The 24,999-nt window shown below is 71.4% G+C and carries 1 protein-coding gene (only partly in view); it reads left to right on the top strand.

The window, feature by feature from the left end; all coding sequences use genetic code 11:
- Nucleotides 1-209: 209 nt before the first annotated feature.
- Nucleotides 210-24,999: the 5' portion of an LEPR-XLL domain-containing protein gene (locus tag AB6A65_RS05235; RefSeq protein WP_371037309.1), read on the top strand. 12,560 nt of this gene lie beyond the right edge of the window; only the first 24,790 of its 37,350 coding nucleotides appear in the window; the start codon lies at nucleotides 210-212; the stop codon falls past the right edge of the window.

Here is a 24,999-nt window from a genome sequence, read left to right as displayed (position 1 = left end):
CGTTTCGCTACTGCACGCCCAGAGATTTCCCCGACGGAATGCCCCCAAATGGGTACAGCGCGCCCTCGGTCGCTTTGGCATTCTCACAATCGAGGAAGAGTGCCTTGCGGGATCGCATGGGCCGGCCCGCCAGCTGCGGACGCGTCGCGCTGCGGTGCAGGACGGTTCAAGGATCTCGCACAAGGCGCCAGACCCAGGGGGATTGAGTCATGTCGTTTCCGTTCGGTAGCGCACGAGCCTTTTTCGGCGGCACCACGCCCGATCCCGCCAGCCCCGAGGCAGCCCCGCCCAGCCCGGGCTTTCTGAAGACCCTCTTCCGTCCACGTCGCGCGCGCCGCACCAGAAGTGTGGGAACGGGCTTCCGCGTCGAGGGGCTTGAGCCGCGCTACCTTCTGTCGGCGGACCTCGCGCCCTTCCTCGTGGACATGCAGGACTATGGCGAGGATCTGACGCTGCGCTACGACCAGCTCACCTCCTCCATCCAGATCTACGACCGCTCCTCCGGCACGCAGTTGGGGCAGCAGCTCGTTCAGCAGATGAGCTTGGTGCGCGTCTCCGGCACGGCCGGGGACGACACGCTGGAACTCGACTTCTCCGACAGCTTCGTGATGCCCGTCGAGGTGGCGTTCGATGGCGGCGCCGGCACCGACACCGTGATGCTCACCGGCGGGGCCGGCGACATGATCGCCGTCGAGGCAACGGGCAGCGGCGAGGCCGACCTGCTGCTTGGGGACGGCGGGGCCGAGGGGGCGGTGCGCCTTTCGGGGACCGAGGCCGTCGAGGACCGCCTCGCCGCCGGCGAACGCGTCTTCGCGGACCGCACGGACGCCGGCAACAGCTTTCGGCTGAGCGACAGTGGCGGCGCAAGTGACGGCATGAGTCGGATCACCACGGGCGGCAGCCTGCTCGACTACAGCTTCGAGACGCCGGAGGTCTCGCTCACCGTCGATACCGGCGCGGGCGACGACCGGCTCGAGAACGGCGGCAGGGACCAGACCCTGACCGGCAAGGTGGTGATGCAGGGCGGCGCGGGCAGCGACACACTCGCCGGCCCGCCAAAGGACACGGTCTGGAGGATCACGGGTCACAACGAAGGCAGTGCCGCGGGCATTGCCTTCTCTGCTGTCGAGAACCTGGAGGGCGCGGCCGACAACGAGGACGTGTTCATCGTCGGCGCCGAGGCCAGCATCGATGGCGTGCTCGACGGTGGCGAGGGCGGCTTCGACATCCTGGAGTTCGACGGCGGCACGTTCGAGCGCGTCACCTACGAAGCCTTCGACCTGCATTCCGGCGTGGTGGACCGTGACGGCTCCCTCATCCGTTACGCGGGTCTCGAACCGATCAACGACAGCATGGTCGTGGCCGACCGGACGATCTCGACCGGCACGCTCGCGCTCGGCCCCTCCGACGCAGACGACCGCGCGACGCTGACCGACAACGGCGACGGCACGATGACGCTGGCGCCGGTCTCGCCCTTCCTGACCTTCGAGACGATCAATTTCGCGAAGCCCACGAACAGCCTGACCGTCCAGCTCGCCGGCGATCTGGACGTGCCTTTCGTGTCGAAGGACGTGCTGACGGTGGACGGCAGCGGTACGGCCATCGACCTTTCCGGCATAGACCTCACGATCGACGGCGAGGCCGGCAAGGACGAGGTGGTCTTCCAGGGCACCGTCGCCACCGGCAACCTCACGGTGAACGCCGAGTCGATCACCATCTCCGGCACGCGCGACGCGGGCGACGTCACGCTCAACGCCGAGGCCGAGGACGACGGCGCGGTGGACCAGGACGGCGAATACCTGGGCGGCATCTTCCAGGGGCTCTACATCGCCACGCCCGAGGCGCGCATCGACCTCTCCGGCGCGACGATCACCGCCGCGGGCGCCGTCGACATGAACGCCACGGCGACCACGACACTCTCGGCCACGCCGAGCTCGCTCGGCGGCGTCGTGGACGCGACGCTTCTCACGCTGCTTCCCGTCGCCGCCATTCTCCTCGATGGCACGACGCTCAGCGCCGCCTCCGTGGCCGCCGACGCCACCGTCAACGTGACAGCCGCGTTCGAGGACGAATCCGACTCCTCGGACACCGATTCACAGGCCGACGCTGCCGTTTCCGTCGTGGTCGTCGCCTCCGACGCCAGGGTCACCGCGACCGGCGCGACGGCGATCCAGTCGGGCGGCGCGGTGGCGCTCACCGCCGCCACCAATCTCGACATCACCTCCACCGCGGATGGCGGCGCGGACGGCAGCGCCGTGGGCGCCACCGTCGCCGTCACCCAGATCTCCGCCGACACCGGCGTCGAGGTCTCGGGCAGCACCTCGATCGGCGCGCTGGGCGGCGACACGCCGGACGCGATCACGCTCGGCGCGACGCTCACCTCCGATGTCGAAACGGTCGCCACCTCGACCGCGGGCGGTTCGCAGGAAGGCGACGGCTCGAGCGAGGCGCAGCAGCGCCTCGAGGATCCGAACGACGACGGCGACACGGGCGACCAAGCCCAGAGTTCTGGCGGTGCGGTCAGCTTCGCGGGGGCCGTGGTGGTGTCCGACTACCGTCCCGAAACCACCGCGCTCATCGGCACGACCGGCCTGCTCGAGACGTCGGGCGCGCTCACCCTGTCGGCGCAATCGACCGATAGCGTCCGGGCGAAGGCCGACGGCTCCAACACCGGGTCCGGCTCGGTCGGCGTGGGCGTCGCGGTCGTGGTGGGCGTGGTCGATAGCGTCCACCGGGCCTCGATCCTCGACGCGGGCACGCTCACGGCGGGCGGCGGCGTGGCCGTCAGCGCAGGCATGGCGGCGGCAAACACCTTCTCGGTCGAGGCGGTGTCGGGCGCCGGCGGCGGCGCGCAGACGGCGGTGGCCGGGTCGCTTGCCATCCACACGGTGCTCACCGTGGTGGAAGCGTTGGTGGAGGACGGCACCGGGGCGGGCGTCGCGCTCGGCGGTTCCGGCCTTTCGCTTTCGGCCACGGCGGAGAGCACGGTTTCCACCGGTGCCGTGCCGGACGAGGACGGCGCGACCGGCGAAAGCCTCGGGATCGGCGCCTCCGTGGCGCTCGCGATCCTCGACCAGGACACGCGCGCAGGCATCGCCGACGGCGCCGACGTCACCGGCGCGGGCGCGATCACGATCTCGGCCACGGGCACCCATGACGCCGAGACGCTCGCCAAGGGCGCGGCGTCGGGCGGCGGAACGGTGGCGACGCCGGTCGTCGCCATCTCTTTGAACTTCAACGACACCTCGGCCTTCGTGGGCACGGGCGGCCTGCTGGAGGCGGGGTCGATCTCGGCCACCGCCACCCATGATGGGCAGACCGTCACCAGGGGCGAGGGCGACGCCGAGGGCAGCAGCGCGGCCGTGGGCGCCTCGCTCGCGCTCACCATCTCCGAGGAGACCTCCTCCGCGTCGCTTCTCCGCGACGCCACGGCCACGGCGGGCGCGGTGTCCTTCGTGGCGCAGGGATCGATGCGCACCCGCAGCGTCGGCGCGGCCTCCGCGGCCGGTGCCGCCGATGGCGGGTCGGAAGGCGACGTGAACGCCGAGAACCAGCAACAGCAGGATTTCGCCAACGCCCAGGCGACGGAGCGGCGGGGCGCCGCGTCTTCCGAAACGACGACGCCCGACGCCTCCACCGGCGACGGCTCGCTCGCGGTGGCCGCGGCCATCGCCATCAACATCCACAACGGCGACGTGACGGCCGGGTTCGCGGACGCGATCACCGTCACCGCCTCCGACGCGGTGACGCTCCGCGCGCTCTCGAACCAGGACGCCCGCGCCGAGGCGACGGGCGAGGCCGCGAACGGCGCGTCGGGCACCGTGGGCGTGGGCGTGGCAGTCAACGTCTCCGACGTGGACGTGACCGCGCGCACCGGCGCCAGCACCATCGACGCGGCCAGCCTCGAGGTCGAGGCCGGCATGATCGAGCGAACGCTCGACCTTTCGGTCGCGGCGACCAAGGTTGCCGATGTCGATCGTGACGCCATCTTCCTCGACACCGCCGCCAAAGAATTGTCGGTGGGCGACGAGGTCACCTACGACAACGGCGGCGGGACGGATGTCGCCGGCCTGACGAACGGGACCACCTACTTCGTGGTCGCCGTCGAAGGCGGCTACGTCCAGCTTTCCGACACGGATGGCGGCGATCCGGTGGATATCACCGGCACTGGCGCGGGCACCGGCCACGCGCTTCAGCGCGCCGGTGAGGATGATCTGAACTTCGACCCGGATGCCGACGTTTTCAAGCTCGACTCCGGGGCTGCCAGGAGCCTCGTGACAGGCGATGCCGTCGTCTATGCCAGCGGCGCGGGCGACGACATCGGCGGTCTGTGGGACGGCGCGCCGTATTACGCCATCGTCGATGGCGACGGCGCCCTCGGGCTTGCCGAAAGCCGCGAGGACGCGCTTGCGGGCAAGGCCGTGCCGATCACCTCCGCCGGCACCGGGACCGAGCAGACGCTGACCGAGAGCCTCCACAGCTCGGGCGCCACGGCGGTGTCCGGCGCCTCGGGCGGGAATGTGGGGATCGCGGGCTCGGTCGCGATCGACGTGGCGGAGACGCGCGCGCTGGCCGAGGTGTCGTCGGGCGCGTCGGTCACGCTTTCGGGCAACGCCTCCGTCAGCGCGGCGGCGGCCAGCCTTTCGGGCGCAAGTGCGGGGGCGGCGCAGGCGAGCGACGACTCCGGCGCCACGGGCGTCGGTGCGAGCTTCGCGCTGACGATCACCGATCACCTGACGCGCGCGGCTGTGGCGAACGGTGCCACCATCTCCGGCGCCGCCGACCTCGGTGTGAACGCCACCGGCAGTTATCACGCCATCACCCGGGCCGACGGTGGCGCGGAAGGCGGAACGGCGGTGAGCCCCGTGGTGGCCCTTTCGGTCGTGCGCAATGTCACGGAAGTGATTGTCGAGGCGGGTGCCGCGCTGGTGATCTCCGGCGCTCTGTCGGGCGTGGCCAGCCACGAGGCGGAAACGGTAACGACGGGCAAGGGGGCGGCGACGGGCGCCAACGCCGCGGTCGGCCTCTCGCTCGGCCTCGGCATCGCCGAGGACAGCGCGACCGCGGCCATCGAGCGCGACGTGACGGCCGGCGGCGCCGTGACGCTGGAAGCGACGGGCGAGGCGTCGAGCCGCAGTTCCGCGGCGGCCTCCGCGGCCGGCGCGGCAGGGGACGACGAGACCCCCGCCACCGAGGAAGGCGCGGTCGACCAGGAGAACCAGCGCCAGCTCGACAACGCCAACCAGCAGGCCAGCGAGCGCCGCAGCACGGGCGAAGGCTCCGGCGAGACCGAGACGCCCGAGGCCTCCACCGGCGACGGCGCGCTCTCCGTCGCGGCGGCGGTGGCGATCAATCTCGGTGACGCGATCTTCTCGGCCGAACTCGCCGACGCGGTGACCATCGTGGCCGGCGGCGCCGTCATCCTGCGCGCGCGCGCCAACGCCGACAGCTGGGCCGCCGCCACGGGCGAGGCGGTGGACGCCGGCACGGCCGGCATCGGCGCGGCGGTGGGCCTCAACGTCGCCAACGTGGACGTGCAGGCACTGACGCGCGCCTCCAGCATCACGGCGGACGGGCTCACGCTCCAGGCGGGCATGACGGAGAAGAGCTCCGCGCTTTCGGTGGAGACCGCCGAGGTCGTGGACACCGACGACGACTCGATCTTCCTGGGAGAGGACGCGGGGCTGTCGGTCGGCGACGAGGTGACCGACGCGAACGGCGGGGGCTCGGATATCGGCGGGCTCACCGACGGGAACACCTATTTCGTCGTGAAGGCCGAGGACGGGCGCGTCCAGCTCTCCGACACGGACGGCGGCGACGCCATCGACCTGACCGGCCAGGGCTCTGGCGACGCGCACACGCTCACGTCCACGGCGCCGGATTCCGAGGCGGTCGAGTTCGATCCCGACCAGGAGCTCTTCTCGCTTGCGAGCCCCGACGCGGAGAACATCCGCACCGGTGACGCGCTCACCTATTCGAACGGCGGCGGCACCGACATCGGCGGGCTGTCCGACGGCACCACCTACTACGCGATCACCGACGGCGAGGGCGGGCTCGAGCTTGCCGAAAGCCGCGATGCGGCCATGGCGGGCGAGGCGATCGAGATCACCTCCGCCGGCGCGGGCGACGCGCATACCCTCTCGGACTCCGTCCACCGCTCGGCGGCGGACGCCGTCTCCGGCGCGGGCGGCGGCAATGTGGGCATCGCCGGCTCCGTGGCGATCAACCGCGGCGAGACGCGGGCGCGCGCCCTCGTCGACGGCGCGGCCACGATCACGCTGGCCGACGGCGCGGCGGACGGCGACACGGATATCGGCGCCTCCAAGATTTCCGCTGAGGCTGCCAACTTCGCCGGCGCCAAGGCCGCCGCGGAGCAGTCCGAGGCCGACTCCGTGGGCGTCGGCGCAAGCTTCGCGCTCAACATCACCGATCATGTCACCCGCGCGGCGATCGAGGACGGCGCGACGATCACCGGCGGCGGCGACATCTCGGTCGCAGCCACGGGCGGCTACGGCGCGCGGACCGACGTGCAGGGCGGCGCGGGCGGCGACATCGCGGTCTCGCCGGTCGTGGGGCTTTCGGTGATCGGCAACACGACCGAGGCGCGCGTGGGCACCGGCGGCGCGCTGGCGCTCGAGGGCGATCTTTCCGTCACCGCCACCCACGAGGCCGACAGCGTCACCGTGGCCAAGGGCGACACGGAGGGCGCGAGCGCGGCGGTCGGCATCTCCTTCGGCCTCACGCTGGCCGACGACGTGGCCACGGCGACCCTGGCCCGCGACGTCACCACGACGGGCGGCGGCGTCGCCGTGGTGGCGCAGGGCATGGCGGCCACGCGGACGGAGGCCGAGGCGTCGGCGGCGGGCGCCGAGGGCGAGGACGGCGATCCGTCGGACGATCCGGACGTCAACGACCAGAACCAGCAGCAGATCGACACCGCGAACAGCCAGGCGGCCGACAGGCGGAGCTCCGGAACCGGAAGCGACCAGACGAGCGCGCCGGGCGCCTCGACCTCCGAGGGCGCGATCACCGTGGCGGCGGCCGTCGCGCTCGATCTCGGCGGCTTCGAGGCGACCGCGATCATGGCCGACGGGCTCACCATCTCGGCGACCGGCCCGGTGGAGCTGACCGCCCGGGGCAATGCCGACGGCGCCGCCAAGGCGTCGGGCGAAGCGTCGCGTGGCGACAGCGGCGCGGTGGGCGCGGGCGTGGCCATCGTGAAGGCCGACGCCGACGTGACGGCCGATCTCGACAACGCCACCATCACTGGGGGCGGGCTGACCGTCCAGGCGCTCGACTACGAGGCCGGCGGCGACGGCGTCTCGAAGAGCGAGGCGGGCGCCACCTCGGGCGCGTCGGGCGGCGGGCTCGGGCTGGCCGGCTCCTTCGCGCTCAACCTCTCCGAGACGCAGGCCGCGGCGCGCGTCGGCGCGGGCGTGACCTACACGGGCGACGATGCGGGCGCGGTGACGGTCGCGGCGTCCAACACCACCGAGAGCGGCGCCATCGCGAGCGCCGCGCAGGAGTTCACCGGCAGCACGTCGCAGTCCTCGGGCAGCGGGTCGAACGGATCGGGAGGCGGGCAGTCCGGCAGCACCGGCACCAACACCCAGCAGAGCGGTAGCACCGTGGGCGTGGGCGCGAGCTTCGCGCTCAACATCGCCGACATGGGCGCGACCGCCGAGATCGCGGACAACGCCACTCTCACCGGCGCGGGCGACGTGACCATCTCGGCCGAAGGCGGGCACAGCGCGCGCGCCAAGGCGGTGGGCGGCGCCGAGGGCGGCACGGCGGTGACGCCGGTCGCCGCCATCGCCGCGATCCAGAACGACGTGCGCGCCGAGATCGGGCAGGATGCGACCGTCTCCGGCACCGGCGACGCCGCGGTCACGGCGAGGCTCGTCTCCGACACCACGGCCGATGCCGAAGGCAGCACGGACGGCACCGACGCCGCCGTGGGCGTGAGCGTGGGCGTCACCGTCGCCGAGGACACGGTGCTCGCCGCGATCACCGGCGATCTGACGATGGGCGGCGGCGTCGATGTCGATGCGACCGGCATCGCGGCCTCCCGCGCGGGCGCCGCGGCCAGCGCCACCGGCACGCCGGGAGAGGGCCAGTCGAACCAGGGTCCGAGCGCGCAGCAGAGCGCGGACCAGGGCGTCGGCACCGCCAACAGCCGCGGCGGCACGAGCGGAAGCTCCCCCGACACCTCCACCTCCAAAGGCGCCGTGAGCGTCGCCGCGGCGGTGGCGGTCAACGTCTCGCTCGCTCAGGTCGAGGCCCGGATCGCGGGCGGCGCCGGAGACCCGGCCACGGTGAATGCCGGCGGGCCGGTGCGCGTGCAGAGCGCGGCCAATATCGATTCGGCGGCCGACGGCGACGGCACGGCCGTCACCACGACGGGCGGCACCTCGGTGGGCGCGGCGGTGGCCGTGAACGTGGCCGAGGCGGAGAACCTCGCCACCATCGACAACGCCACCGTCACCGGCGACGGGATCTCGGCCGACGCGGTGATGGCGGAGCGCGAGACCGAGATCGAGGTGACCGAGCGGCAGGTGGTGGACACCGACGCCGACACGCTCTTCCTCGGCGCCCAGGACGACGCCTTCACCACCGGCGAGGAGGTCGTCTACCGCAATGGCGGCGGCGGCGACATCGAGGGCCTCACCGACGGCGACACCTATTACGTGATCGTCAAGGACGGCGGCTTCATCCAGCTCGCGGCCAGCGCGCAGGACGCCACCGACGGCGAAGCGATCGAGCTTGAGAGCGAGGGCACGGGCGACGCCCACGTGATCGAGCGCACCGGCGCCGACGACGTGACCTTCGACCCGGACGAGAGCCGCTTCGAGATCGATCTCGAGAACACGAAGGGCCTCCTGACCGGAGACGAGGTGGTCTACTCCGCCAGCGGCACGGCCATCGGCGGGCTCACCGACGGCGAGACCTACTACGTCATCGCGGATGGCAGCGGGCAGTTGAAGCTCGCGGCGAGCTTCGAGGACGCCTTCGCCGGCGAGGCGATCGAGCTGACCTCCGCGGGCAGCGGCGATCATGTGCTGACCGACGCCACCCATTCCGCGGGCGCCTTCGCCGCCGCGGGCGCGGGCGGCGGCCAGACGGGCGTGGCGGGCTCCGTCGCCATCAACATCGCCCGCGGCACCAGCGAGGGCCGGTTCGGCGATACCGCGGTGCTGACCGTGACCGGCACCGGCGGCTCCTCGATCAGGGGCGAGGCGGAGACCTACGTGCTCACCCTGGCGCAGCCCTCCGAGGCGACGACGGGCACCAAGACGGGCGTCGGCGTCTCCTTCGCGCTCGGCATCGCCGGGCACACGGCGGACGCGCCCCTCGCCGCCGGCGCCACGCTCGCGGGCGCGGCCGACCTGGAGATGCGGGCACGCGGCGATCACGGGATGATCACGCTCGCCCAGGCCGGCGTCGCCACCGGCGGCGGCGGCACCGCCGTGGGCGGGGCCATCGCGCTGGCCGTGGCCGAGAACGCCACCCGCGCCACCGTCGCGACGAGCGCGAACGCGCTGGACGTGGACGGCAATCTGACCGTCGCCGCGGACCATGCGCTTCGCATGCAGACGGAGGCCGACGCCGACACCAAGGGCGGCAACACGGGCGTGGGCGCGGCGGTCGCGCTGTCCTGGGCCGAGGACGACACCTCGGCGCTTCTCGACCGCGACGTGGCGACCGGCGCGGCCGTGGCGGGCGACGTTTCGGTGACCGCCGACAGCGCGGTGAGCGCGGTGACGCTCTCCACCGGCAGCGCGCAGGGCGCGCGCTCCCAGTCGAGCGGCGGGCAGAGCACCGACCAGCGCACCTCGCAGGAGACGAGCTTCGTCGACACGCGCTCCAACAGCAGCCTGCAGCAGCCGCAGCCCTCCGCGCAGGTGGCGAGCGCCAACAGCACGGCCCAGAACCAGACCTCGAACCCCGGCGGCCAGGGCGGCCAGACGCAAAGCTCCACGACCCAGACCTCGGGCGGCAGCGTGCAGGTCGCCGCGGCCATCGGGGCGAGCGTCCTCACGCCGACGGTCTCGGCGGAGATCGCGGACGGGCGGACCGTGGACGCGGACGGCGCGCTCACCGTCCGCGCGATCAACGACGTGGACGCGGACACCCAGACCACGGGTCTCGCGCTTTCTTCCTCGGGCGGCACCAATGTCGGCGCGGCCGTGTCGCTCAACGTGGCGCTGATGGAGACGACGGCGCGGATCGGCGACGGCACCACCACGGCGGGGTCCGTGGCGGTCGAGGCCGGAACCTCCGCGGGCGAGACGAACGACTTCCGCACCCTCGCGCTGGCCGGCGCGGGCTCCACGCAGAACTCCTCCGGCGGCGGGTCGAGTTCCAGCACCTCGGTGGCGGGCGCGGCGGGCGTCAACGTCGTCACCGGCGACACGCGCGCCGAGATCGCGGACGGCGCGACGGTGCAAGCGCTCTCGGGCGATGCGACGGTCACGGCCCGGCAGGATACCGGGCTTCAGAACATCGCCGGCGGCGGGGCGATCACCCTTGGCGGCGGCAACTCCGTGGGCGCCGCGGTCGGCGTCAACGTCGTGGACGTGGACACGAACGCGGTGGTTGGCGCGGGCACCGACCTCGACGCTTCGGGCAGCGTGGCCGTCTCGGCGGCGGCGTCCCTTACCCCGCTCGATTTCGAGATCCCGATCGTGGGCGACGCGATCGAGATCGACGCCTTCAACCAGCCGGTCACCAACCTCGCCGTGGGCGCGGGCATCGACGGCGGCACCGGTTCCGGATCGGGCTCGGGCGGTGCGGGCGGCGCAGGCTCGGCGGCGATCAACGTGCTTCTGTCCGACACGGTGGCCCGGATCGGCGCGGGCAGCGACGTGGACGCGGGCGGCGACGTCTCGGTTCTGGCCTCGGACCACAGCACCGTGACCAACATCGTCGGCGCGGTCGGCGTCTCGCTCCAGGGCGAGGGCATCGGTGCGGGCCTCGACGTCACCGTGATCGAGAAAACGACCCATGCCTATGTCCCGTCGCCGGACGCGCCGGGCGAGACGACCTCGATCACCGCGGGCGGCACCATCGCCATCCGCGCTGACAGCAGCGAGGACGTGTTCGGCGTCGTGCTGAACGTGGGCATCGGCGACTCCACCGCCGTCGCCGGCAGCGCCTTCGTCCTCGTCGCCCTCACCGAAACCCACGCCTATGCCGGCCATGACGACGACATCATCCCGGCCGCGGCCGGGAACGTGGCGCTCGACGCCGGCGGCTCGGTGGTGGTGACGGCCGACAGCGTGACGAAGTCCGACGCGCAGACCGGCTCGCTCGCCGTCTCGCTTTCGAATGACAGCATCGGGGCGGCGGTCTCCGTGGTGGTCGACATCGACGATACCATCGCCTTCATCGGCGAGGACGCGGTGGTCACGGCGCTCGGCAACGGCGCGGCGGTGGACGTCAACGACGGGATCTTCGACGGCGACGGCAACCAGGGCTCGGAGTCCGTCCGCGGCCTCGCCATCGGCGCCACCTCTTTCGAGGATCATTTCCTGCTCGCCATCGGCGGCAGCGCGGCGATCGATTCGAACGCCGTGGGCCTCGCGCTCTCGGTCTCCGTGGGCGTGATCCAGGGCCGGACGCGCGCGACCCTGGGCGCGGGCGCCACCGTGAACGCCGACAACACCGGCGCGAACTCGGGGCAGGGCGCGCTGCTGCGCGCCTCGGATGAGACGAATGTCGAGACTATCGTGGGCGGCCTCGCCATCTCGGGCTCCACCGGCATCGGCGGCGCCGTCTCCGTCGCCATCGTCTCGAACCAGGCCCATGCCGAGGCACTCGGCGCCAACGCGATCACCACGGCCTCGGGCGGGGTCACGCTCGACGCGAAGTCGAAGACCGACATCGACGCCCTGGCGATCGCGGTCGCCGGCACCGTGTCGACCCAGAGCGGCTCGGGCGGCGGCGGCTCCGCCGCGGGCCTGTCGTCCTCGGCCACGGGCCGCGGCGGCACCGGTGCGGGCGCCTCGGGCAGCGGGCCGGGCAACGGCGGCGGCCAGTCCTCCAACAACTCGATCTCCTTCGCCGGCGCGGGCTCCGCCGCCGGCAACACGGTCGATAACTCGGTGCGCGCGACCATCGGCGCGGGCAGCACCGTGACCACCGACGGCGACGTGGCGCTTTCGGCCACGGATGCGAGCGCCATCACCGCCGACGCGGGCGGCGTCGCGATCGCCATCGACACCAGCGGCGACGATCCGGCCGCACTGGGCGTCTCCGTCGGCATCAACTTCGTGACGCTGGGCATCGAGGCGTCGATCGACGACAGCACCGTGGTTGCGGGCGGTGCGGTGAGCGTCGAGGCCGCGAGCGCGGCCTCCATCGACGTGCTGACGGTCGCGGGCGCGGCGAGCGTCGGCACCGGCGGCAGCGGCGGCAGCGGCACCACCGCCTTCGGCGGCGCGGGCTCCGGCTCGGGCAACAAGATCACCCAGCGCGTCGAGGCGCTCATCACCGACTCCACGGTGAACGCGCAGGGCGGCGACCTGAGCCTTTCCGCCACCGACGACAGTTCGATAAAGGCGGACGCCGGTTCGGGCGCGCTGGCGATCTCCACGGGCTCCGGTTCGGGCACCAACGCCTCCATCGCCGCAGGCGCGGCGGCGGCCACCAACGACGTGCTCGGCACGATTCATGCCCGGGCGCTCGACAGCACGCTTTCGGCGTCCGGCGACTTCGCGGCCGAAGCGATTTCCAACAGCACGATCACGACGGTGGCGATCGCCGTGTCCGGGTCGGTGTCGAATTCCCAGGGCTCCTCCGTGTCGATCGCCGGCGCCGGGGCGGGCAACGGCAACCTGATCAGGAACTCCATTCAGGCCACGCTGGAGCGCAGCGACGTGACGGCCGGTGCGGTCACGCTGACGGCCCGCGACTCCGCGGCGATCACCGCCACGGCGGGGGCCGTCGGACTTTCGGTTACGCTCAGCCAGGGCACCAACGTGGGCGTGGGCCTCGGTATCAACGTCTCGATCAACGAGATCGAGAACGAGGCCATCGCGCTCGTCGACGACAGCACGGTCGTCGCGGGCGGGCCTGTCACCCTGATCGGCAGCTCCACCTCCGAGATCCAGGCGCTGGCCTTCGGCGTCGCGATCTCCGTCGGCGTCAATTCGGGCTCCGGCGTCACGGTGAGCCTGAACGGCGCCGTGGCGGTCACCGAGAACACCATCGCCAACACGACGCGGGCGGCCATCGAGGACAGCGATACCGCGACGGTCGAGACCTTCACCGCGGGCGGTCCGGTAAGCCTGTCGGCCAGCGACAGCGGCATGATCAAGGCCGATGCGGTCTCCGTGGCCGCCGGGCTGAGCGTCGCGTCGGGCGGCGGTTCCTTCACGCTGGAGCCGAGCATCGCGGTGTCCTACGCGGACAACGAGATTTCCAACACGACCGACGCGCGCATCGACGGGGTCGATACCTTCGCGCAGGGCGACCTGTCCGTCACCGCCGCGTCCACGAAGGACATCACGGCCGCCGTCGTCGCGGCGTCCGCCAGCGTGGCCATCGGCAGCGGCTCCTCGGCCACGGTGTCCATCAGCGGCGCCGGCGCCGTTGCCGACAACACGACCGTCAATTCCGTGCTCGCGGTCATCCGGGACGCCGAGGTGGTGGCGGACGGCGGCAACCTGACGCTGGCCGCGACGGATACCGGCGCGATCACCGCGACGGTCGTCGCCGCGTCGCTCAGCGCGGCGGTCAGCTCCAGCACGGCCACCGCGGGCCTGTCGGTGTCGGTGACCACGGCCGACAACTCGATCACGAACGTGACCCGTGCCTCCATCGAGGATGGCGCGACCGTGACGGCGGACGGTTTCGCCGACATCCACGCGATCACGACCGGCGCCATCAACGGGACCGCCGTCGCGGCATCGGTGAACGTTTCGGTCGGCAGCGGCAAGGTGAACCTCGGCGGCGCCGGCGCAGTCGCGCTGGTCGACAACAAGATCGCCAACGAGATCACCGCTAGGGTCCAGAACGGGTCCAGCGTGACGACCACTTCCGGCGGAAACGTCGACATCCTGGCCGAGGATACCGCGGGCATCACCGCGTCGGTGACGACGGCCGCCTTGTCGGTGACCGCCGGGTCGTCCAACGTGACGCTGTCGCTTGCGGGCGCCGTGTCCGTCGCGAACAACGCGATCGAGAACACGGTTCGCGCCGCCATCGACGATTCGACCGTCGTGGCGGATGGGGCGGTGGCCGTTCAGGCCTTCTCGAACAAGACCATCTTCGCGACCGGCATCGCCGCAAGCATCTCGGTCGGAGTCGGCGCGAGCGGAGGTCTGACGCTGTCGGGTGCGGTCGGCGTGGCGCAGGCGATCAACTTCGTCGGCGGCAACGTCGAGGCGGTCATCGTGGACGCCGATGCGCCGGACACGCAATCGGTCGCCGCTGGCGGCGCGCTCACGGTGCGCGCGGACAATTCGAGCGATATCGACGCGGTCCTCGTCGCGGCCTCCGCCTCTGTCTCGGTCAGTGGTGGCGGCCTGTCGCTCTCCCTCGCGGCGGCCGGGGCCCTGACCGAGAACACGACCGAGCCGGCGACGCTCGCGGGCATCCGCAACTCCGAGGTGACGGCCGGCGGCAACATCGACGTTCTGGCCGACACCAACAGCACCATCGACGCGGTCACGGTCGCCGTGGGCATCAGCGTCGCGGCGGGCTCGGGCGTGTCGGTCTCGGGCGCGGCGGCCGCGAGCAGGGCGGACAACCGGATCGGCGGGACGACTTCGGCGCTCATCGACGGCGGCAGCGCGGTCGCCACCCCCGCCGACCTTCAGGTGCAGCTCACCGACGGCTCGGTCATCAATGCGGCCGCCGTCTCCGCGTCCATCTCCTTCGCCGGCGGCACGACGGCCGGCGCCTCCCTGGCGGTCTCGGTCACGCTGGTGCGCAACGACCTCACGGGCACGTCGCGGGCGGCGATAGAGGGCTCGACGGTTTCGGCGGATGTCGTCACCGTGCGTGCCGACACGGCCAATGCCATCGACGCCGTCGGCGTCGCCGCGGCGATCAGCATCGGCGCCAGCGGCACGCTGGCCCTGTCGGGTACCGGGTCGGGCGTGGACGTCAAGAACACGCTCACGAACACGGCCGCAGCGGAGGTGATCGATTCGACCGTCGCGGCAACCGGCAACGTGACGGTCGCGACGGAGGACATGTCCACGATCACCGCGCGGGTCGTGTCCGCCTCCGTCGCGGTATCGATCTCGGGGTCGGCCGCGCTGACCGGCGCGGTCGCGGTCACGCTGGTCGAGAACGAGCTGAGCGGCACGCATCGCGCCCGCGTGGCGGGGTCCGATATCGCCTCCGACGATCTTTCCGTCACCGCGCTCTCCGACAACACGATCGACGCGATCGGCGTCGCGGCCAGCATCGCCGTCGCCGGGTCCGGCGGGCTCGGCGCCGCGGGCGCGGGGACGGGCGTATCCGCGCGCAACGTGCTTTCGAACACCACGTCGGCCACGATCGAGAACGGCTCGACGGTCGCGGCGAACGGCGCCGTGACCGTGTCGGCGACGGATACATCCACGATCAAGGCCGAGCTCATCGCGGCCTCGGCCGCGGTCGCCATCTCGGGCGGCGTCGGCGTGTCCGTGGCCGTCAGCGTCACCCTGGCCGAGAACGTCGTCGGCAGCACGACCACGGCCGGCATCTCCGACTCCACGGTGCTGCCGAGCGACAGCGTGAGCGTCACGGCGCGTTCCAACACCGAGATCGATGCCCTGGGCGTCGCCGTCGGCATCTCGGTGTCCGGCGGCGGCGGCGCCGCGGTCGGGATCAGCGCGGCCGGCGTGATCGCAACCAACAAGACGACGAGCCGGACGGAGGCCGGTATAACCGGCAGCACCGTGACGTCCAGCGGCGCGGTGCTCGTGGATACCAGCGACGGCTCACGGATCACCTCCGACATCGCGTCCGCCTCGGTTGGGATCGCCGTGAGCGGCGGCCCGGGCGTGTCCCTTTCGGTGGCCTTCAACGACGCCGAGAACATCATCGCCAACGAGGTCCTGGCGACGGTGGACGCATCGAGCGTGACGGCGTCCGACGTGGACGTGCTCGCCACCAACTCGGCCGAGATCGATGCCCTGGCCGTCACTCTTGCCGTGAGCGTGTCGGCCAGCACGTCGGTCAGCGTCGGCGGCGCCGGCGCCGGCGTGAAGGCCCGCAACGAGATCGCCGGGTCCACCGAGGCAAGCATCCGCAACGGCGCGTCGGTCGTCAGCGGCTCGGACGTCGACGTGATCTCGCTCAACACGAGCCAGATCAAGTCCGATATCGCGACGGTCGCGGCGGCGGTCGCCGTGTCCGTTTCCGGTGCCTCGCTTTCCTTCACCGTGGCGGTGACGCTTGCCGAGAACGTCATCACCAGCGACACGCTGGCGCAGATCGACGACAGTACCGTGACGGCGGACACGGTGACCGTGCGCGCCACCAGCGCGACGACCGTCGACGCCCTAGGCCTTGCCATCGCGTTCTCGGTGGCGGCAAGCGGCGCGGGCGTCTCGGCCGCCGGCGCCGGGGCGGGTGTGGAAGCCAGCAACGAGATTGGAAGCACGACGCGCGCTCTGGTCAGCGGCGGCTCGCAGGTCACCACGACCGGAGCGGTGCTGGTCGATGCCGACGACGCGTCGATGATCAAGGCCGAGAACGTCGCGGCGGCCGCAGCGGTCGGCGTATCCGCGGGAGGCTCGCTGACCCTCACGGTCGCGGTGAACGACGTCACCACCACCCTGACCGGGGCCACCGTTGCCGGTATCACCGCCTCCGCCGTGACCGCCGGCTCCGTCACGGTCGATGCCGACAACACGATGAACATCGACGCCATCGGCGCGGCCATCGCGCTGTCGGTCACGGCCGCGGCGGGCGGGGCCTTCGGCGGCGCCGGCGCCGTGGCCTTGTCGCGGAACACGGTCGCCGGAAGCACCGAGGCCATCATCGAGGGCAGCACGGTCGCGGCGACGTCCGGGGCCGTGCTGGTCACCGCGACCGACGCGGCCACGATCGACGCGACGCAGGTCTCGGCGGCGGTTGCCGTGTCGGCCGCGGCCGGAGCGAGCTTCACGCTGACCGTCGCGGTTTCCGTTGCCGACATCGTCATGACCGGCGAGACTCTCGCCCGGATCGACGACAGCGTGGTCACCGCCCCCGGCGCCGTGACCGTGGAAGCCACCAATTCCTCCAGCGTCACCTCCACAGGCGTCGCGGCGGCCGTGGCGATCTCGGGCAGTGGCGGCGTGAGCGCGGCGGGCGCCGGGTCCGGCGCGGACTCGACGATCACGATGACGAACCTCGTGCGGGCCATGGTCGACAACGGCTCCAGCGTCACGGCCGGAACCACCGCGGCCGTGGCGGCGTCGGATGTCTCGACGATCCGGGCCACCAACGTGGCGGCGACGGTGTCGGCGTCCTTCTCGGCGGGGGGCTCCGGCTCGCTGGGAATCGCCGTCTCCCTCGTCGAGGTCAACTACGGCTCCCGCGTTCGGGCGATCGTCGACGACGCGACCGTCCGGGCCCCCGGCAACATCACCGTATCGGCGCTTTCAAGCGGCGTGATCGACGTCGATGGGGTCGGCGTGAGCGTCTCCATCTCGGGTGCGGTCGGTGCTACCCTCGCCGGAAGCGGCGCCGGCGTGCGCAGTTTCGTGAACGGCACGAACGAGGTGCAGGCCCTGATCCGCAACGGAGCGGACGTGGAATCGACCGGCGGGTCGGTCGTCGTGAGCGCTCTCGACGCGCGCCAGGTGACGGTCGATTCGCTCGGCAGCTCGGTCGCCGTCTCGGCCGGGACCGGTGTTTCACTCGGGGGCGCGGCGGTCATCACGGAAGCGACGACCGGTCTGGAAGGGCTGGTGCGCGCGCAGATCACCGACAGCCGCGTGGTAGCCGACGACAACGTCGCTCTCGACGCGCGCCCGGTGACGGTCGATTCGCGCGGCATCTCGGTCGCCGTCGCGGCCGGTACCGGTGTGTCGCTCGGGGGCGCGGCGGTCGTCACGGAAGCGACGACCCGTCTGGAAGGGCTGGTGCGCGCGCGGATCGCCGACAGCCGCGTGGTGGCCGACGACAACGTCGATCTCGACGCGCTCAGCACCGTCAGCTCGGCACTCGACGCAACGGGCGTTTCGCTCGCCTTCTCCGGCGGCGCGGTCGCGGGCGGCCTCGCCGTCGCGGCGGGCGTCTCCGTCAACGAGATAAGCCAGACTGTCGAGGCCGAGATCACCGGCGCGAGCGGATCTAACCGTCTCGTCGGCGCGGGCGGCGACGTCACGCTGAACGCGGCGGACGACGTCACGATGACCTCCATCGCGCGGGCCATCTCCGTGACGGCGGCGGCCGGCCTGGCCGCCGGCGCGATCTCGGTTTCGGCGGCCGTGGCCTCCAACACACTGGGCGGCACGACCCGGGCGCGGATCGCCGGCAGCACCGTCACCGCCGAGTCCGGCGTCGTCACTGTTGATGCCGATACCCGCAGCGATCTCTCGGCGACGCCGATGGCCCTTGCCATCTCGATCTCCGTGTCGCCGGCCGGCTTCGCCGCCGCGGGCGCCGGGGCGTCCGGCACCAACACGATCACGCGGGCGGTCCTGGCCCGGGTGGAGGGGTCGACGGTCACGGCCAGCCAGGACGTCGACGTTGTCGCCAACGACAACATGACGTCTTTCGTCGACGTGAACGCGCTCGCCGTGTCGGGGGGGCTGACCGGCGTGGCCTTTGGCCTCGCGCTCGGCAGGAATTCTGTCGAGGCGACGATCTCGGCCACCACCGAGGACAGCGCGATCACGTCCGAGACCGGCGATATACGGATCGAGGCGCTTTCTAACCACAGCCGCCCCGTCTTCGTGGATACCGACGCCGACATGGAGGCCGACACGATCGTGCCGGGCACGATCTCGACGGTCATCCGTTCCATCAGCGTGGCCGCCACGCTCGTCGGTGCCGCCGCCGCGGGCGCGTCGGCGACGGTCGATGTCTCGACGGACGTGATCGCGGGGTCGCGCAACTCCGACCTCGATGCCGACGACAGCGTCATCATCAACGCCAACAGCACCCATTACGCCGATCCGTTCGTCTTTGGCCTCGCGGTCGCGAGCGGTATCAGCGTCGCAGTCACGGAAGCCGTCGCCACCATGGAGGGCGCGACGCGCGCCTTCATCGACGGCGGCTCGGTCACGTCCGCCGACAGCGTTCAGAACATCACCGCGACCAGCCTCGCCCATGCGCGCCCCGACGGCGCGTCCAGCGCGGTTGCCGCAGGCGCGGCTGTCGCCGTGGCGAAGTTCGAGGCGACCGTAAACCGCGACACAGAAGCCTATGTCGGTGCCCAGGCGGACGTGGCGGCCCCCACGGACACGACGTTGCTGAACCTCAACGGCAAGACACTCGACCTGACCTCCGACGCGACGCTCATCGCGGATGCGAACGCCACCGCGGTCGGCTTCGCGCTGGGTGCTGCCGGGGCCGGCGCGGTGACCGACGCCACGGTCGAGGGGCGCACGCTGGCATATGTGGGGCAGGGCGCGACCGTAAACGCGGGAGACGTCAACATCACGGCGACGAGCGTCGACGACGCCAACGCCAACAATCTCGTGATCTCGGCCGCGGCCATCGCCGCCCGCTCGGCCGAGGCGAACGCACGCGTCGCCAGCCGGACCGAAGCCTTCATCGGCGCGCTTTCCGGGACCGAGGCCACGAACATCGCAACCTCGGTCGACACCGGCGGCGGTGCGCTCACCATCGACGCGGCCGCCACCCAGACCGCCGATGCGACGTCGAAGGGCGGCGGCGCGGGCTTCGTCAGCCTCTCGATCTTCAAGCCGAGCGCGACGGTGGAGGGCGAGGTTCGCGCCTATGTCCGCGACGGCGTGGGGGTCAACACCGGCACGCTGTCGGTCGCGGCGGACAGAAATGCCGCCGGCGACTCGCCGGTTGTGCAGAAAGCCACCGCGACTGCCTTCGCGCTCGACTTCTCGCTTCTCGGATCGGGTCAGGATCTCGCGCCGACGGCGACCACGAACGGCACGATCGAGGCCTTCCTCGGCACGTCGTTCGACACGGACGCGACCGGCGACCCGGATGCGGAGATCGTCGTGACCCAGGCCAGCCAGGTCGTGGTACAGGCCAAGTCGGACATCGACGCGGTGTCCACCACGACCGGCGGCTCGCTGTCGCTCGGCGTGTCGGTCTCCGTCTACTCGCCCACGGCCGACGCCGGCGGCACGACCCGTGCCTTCGGCAATGGCGGCCTGAACCTCGTCGGGCCGGATCTGCGGCTTCTGGCCGATGGCGATGCTAAGGCGGACGCATCGCTGACAAGCATCTCTCTCGGCCTTCTGGGCGCCGTCTCCGCCCTGCAGCCGGTCTCGCGTGCGAGCGCAGTGACGGAGGCCTATGTCGGGCGCAACAAGGACGCCACAACCGGCAATCTTGCAGAGATCAGCCTCCTGAAGAGCGATCGCGCCACGCGCGCGGATATCGACGCCGACGCCCTGAGCCGGACCGAGGCGATCGCGACCTCGCTCGGCGTCGCGATCGGAGGCGCGTTCTCCGTCTCGATCACGGGCGCCTCGGCGGAACTGTCGGGCGGCACCTACGCCTATCTCGGCAACACCACCGATCTCGAGGCTGGCAACGTCAATCTTTTCGCCGACGAGGTCGAGGCCTCGGCCGTCTCCGACGTGACGAGCGCGAACGTCGGCGGGTTGGTCTCGGTGAGCTCGCTCACCTCTTCCGCGACGGCCGCGCGGGAGACGGAGGCCTTCGTCGGCGATGGTTCCACCATCGACCTGTCCGAAAACCTCGATGCCACGGCGCAGACGCTCCTGCCGGTCGGGGCCCCGTCCGACGCGGACGCAGACGATCCGGCGGCGAACCCCAGGGGTGCGATGGCCTATTCCGAGATCACCAGCGGCTCCGGCTCCCTCGGCGTGAACATTGCGATCCTCAACGCCGATGCGACGATCGGGACCGGAACAGGCCAGGACTCGGCGACGCGGGCCTATATCGGCAACAACACGGTGCTGAGCGCGAACGACGTGACCCTAACGGCCGATGCGAATACGACCGCCCGCGCGCGCGCCTTCGCCGGGGGCGGCGCGGGTCTCGTGAACGTGAGCTCGACCACGGTCACCGGGAAGGCGGCCCACGACACGGAAGCCTATGTCGGCAACGACAGCACCGTGACGCTGGGCGGCGATCTCGTCCTCGACGCCGATGCGACCACCACGGCCGACCCATCGTCCTTCCGCGCGGGCGGCGCGGGCGCCTTCGACATGGGATCTGCGGACATCCGGACGCTTATCGACAGCGACACCAGCGTGGGCGTGGGCGACCGGTCGAGCGTGAGCGCGCGAACGGTCAACATGACGGCGGATGCAACGCATGACGCCGATGCGCAGACCGACTCGATCGGCGGCTCGCTTCTGGTGAGCGTTCAGGATCTCGAGTCGCTTGCGAACGACACCGGGAGCGTCGGCCTGAACGTCGGCAATTCGGCGAGCATCGTCGCCAACGGGACGAACGGGAACGTCACCGGCAGCGCCAGGCTCGTCTCGCAAGTGGATGCGGCCGGGGACGCGAAGGCGTTCGCCCTGGGCGGCGCGGCGCCGCTGACGAAATCGTCGGCGCTCAACAACGCAGAGGCGAACGCCGATATCGGCAACAACGTGAACATCGTCTCCGAGAGCGGATCGGTCGATCTCGACGTGGAGCTTGACGGGCGCGCCGTGGCGCGGGCGACGAGCGCCGGCGGCGCGATCGTGGCCACCGCGACGTCGCAAGGGGTCGCGGAGTTCAATTCCGGCGTGACCTTCGACATCGGCGACGACGGTCTCATCTCCGGCGCTGACGGCGTGGATATCAGCGCGCGGCTGAACCACGACGGCAGCGGCTTCCTCGACTCCGACGACAATCGCGGCGCGATCGCGGCCGCCCAGACCACGAGCGGCGGCATCGCCAACATCGCGGGCGTCACGATCTCGGCGACGTCGAAGTCCACCCTGTCGGCGGAAATCGGGACGACGAACTTCAACTCGTCGGGCGGCGGCATCAACATCGAGGGCCTCCACGCCACCATGGCGCGCGCCAGCGGCTCCTCGGGCGGCGGCGGCATCGCGGACGTGCAGTCGGGCAATATCCGGGCGACCATCGGTAACGGCTTCAACGAACCGCCGAACGACCCTGTCACGGTCATCTCCCCGCGCATCCAGACAACGACGATGAGCTTCCTGGGCAGCGTCGAGACCGATGGCGGCATCGGCGCCCAGTCGCTTTCCGTGCGGGCCGAGACCGAGTCGCTCGCCGACGCGGCGGCCAGCAGCGCGGGCGGCGGCGCGGTGTCCGTCGGCACGGGCACCGTGGCCGCGCGCAACGTCTCCACCCAGAACATGACCTTTACCGGGTCGGACTCCGAGATCTTCGTGAGCGGCGACGTCGATGCGCTCTCCAACATCACGTCGGACGCCGATTCACGCTCGCGCACGGCCGGGGGCGGGTTGGTCCGGATCTCCGACATCAACCCGTCCTCGCGCGCCGACAGCAGCACTGACCTCACGGTTGGTCAGACCAGAGAACTGGTCGCCGGCGGCACGGTCACGATCAGCGTCAACCATGGCGCGGCAGGCCAGCAGGTCTCCGACGGAACCATCGTCGGCATTCAGCCCACCGATGCGGGCGGCGGCGTGAACCCGGGCGGCACGAACTTCATCGACTTCGGCGCCCCGCACCAGGTCACGAGCGGTTCGCGGATCAGCTATTCCGGCCCCAATGCGGGCGGGCTGGAGAATGGCCGCGAATACACCGTCGTAGAGCGGTTCGGCGCCTCCGAGGAAGAGACGAAGCGCACGGTTCATCTCGGTGCCCTGATCCAGCCGACGGCGCAGCCGGGCGTGGCAGTGGATGAGAACAATCCGACGGCATCGCTGAACTCGGCCGTCGATCCGACCCGCGACACGATCGTGATCGAGAGCCACGGCCTCGAGACCGGGGACCGCGTCTTCTACTACTCCGGTGGCGCGTCGACCATCGGCGGGCTGTCCAACGACGACGCCTACGAGGTGTTCGTGGTCGACGAGGACACGATCAAGCTGCGCGCACCGGGCGTCGCACTGCCGGGCCTGCCGAACGTCGCGATCAATGCCGTGAACAACGGTACCGACGCGATCAACGTGGGCAACAACTTCTCCGATCCGAACCAGCCGATTACCTACCGCGTGAAGGCGCCGAGCGAGTTCCAGTCGAACCTGGTGGACGCGAACGTGACGCCGGCGGCCGACGACAGCCTGAATGTCACGGTCGACTTCAGCAACCGCATCTACGTCCCGGATCACGGCTTCCAGGTCGGCGAAGCGGTCGTCTACCGCGCCTTCGACGAGAACGGGAACCCGGCCACGGGCATCTTCGCCTCGGGCTTCGGCAACCTGGTGGACGGGGCCACCTACTACGTCGCCGGCGGCGGCGCCTTCGTCGGGGCGCCCGGCGGCGTGCCGCAGGGTTTCGCGAGCAATCCGGACTACATCCGACTGGCGGAAACGCCTCAGGACTCGACGGGTTCCTTCCAGGACACCGACAACGACACGAACACACCGGACGTCTATGTCGGCCCGCAGGTCTTCGACCTGGTGAACAACGGCAGCGAAGCCGCGCTGGAGATCGGGCACACGCTGCGCGCGCTCAACGACGAACCGATCGTCGGGCTGGTGGATGGCGGCGTCTACTACGCGGTGGACCGCACGCCGACTTCGTTCAAGCTGGCATCGACGCCTGGCGGCGCGGCGATCGACCTCGACCGCGGTTCGCGCACGGGCGGCACCCACTACTTCGTCGCCGAAAGCCTTGATCTCACCAGCGAGGGACCGCTCGGCACCCAGCGCCTGATCCTCGACATACAGCCCGATACCGACGGCAGCCCGACGACACTGGCCGGCTCCTTCTCCGGGATCGGCGGCGCGGGCGGATTCACCGACCCGAGCGCCGGCGACGGCACCGTCACGTCTTCGGCCACGGGGGCGGGCGGCGGTATCGTCGAGGTCGGCAGCGCGGCGTCGGTCGCCGTGCAGGACGTGCGGACGAGCCTGAACATCGAAGGCGTCGCCGCTGGCGTCGCCGGGGCCAACATCCGGGGCGCGGACGTCATCATCGAGGCCAACAGCACCGGCGGGTCGAGCGCGGTCTCCGACGGCGACGCGGGCGGCCTCGTCTCCGTGGGCGGCGCGCAGGGCACGGCCTCGGGCAACAACCGGGCGACCATCGACATCGGGCGGGACGCCCAGATCACGGCGGACGACGACCTTTCGGTGCGCACCGATCTGATCACCTCGGTGACCTCGCTCGCGGAATCGAGCCGCGGCGGCCTCTTCGCCGGGGCCGGCGGGACGGCCAGCTCTACGCTCCGCTTCGGCACCAACATCACCATCGACGGGGATCTCGTCGCGGGCGACGCGCTAGACGTGGCGACCAACGTGGCCAACAACGCCGACTCCGTGGCGAAATCCTACGCCGGCGGGCTCGGAGCCAGCACCACCGTGCGCGCCACCAGCGACATCGGGCGGATCAACAGCGGCAGCCTGAACGGATCGCGGATCGTCCTCGGCGACGACAGCGCCCTCACCGGCGGTGTCGTCACCGTGGCCTCGGTCGTCGACCGGCAGGTCAGCCGCGCCTACACGGACACGACCGCGGGCGGCGCGGGCGGATCGGCATCGGCCTACTCGACCTCCAACATCCGCAGCAACAACACCATCGACATCCTCGACGGCGCCAACATCACCGGCGGCCAGCAGATCAACATCGCGGCGACCTACGAAGACACCGACAACTTCGCGCGCGCCCATGGCCGCCTCTACGCGATCGGCGGCTCCTCGCGCGGCGACGCGACGGCCAACATGACCAACGCGGCCCGCGTCAACGGCGAGTGGGAGGCCGTTCTCAAGACGGCCGACCTGAACGTCTCTGTCAACG

Origin of the sequence: Rhodosalinus sp. FB01 (assembly GCF_041365715.1) — a bacterium.
GTDB lineage: Bacteria > Pseudomonadota > Alphaproteobacteria > Rhodobacterales > Rhodobacteraceae > Rhodosalinus.
The sequence above is the reverse complement of the archived record's forward strand: the minus strand, read 5'-3'. Positions and strand labels throughout refer to the sequence as shown.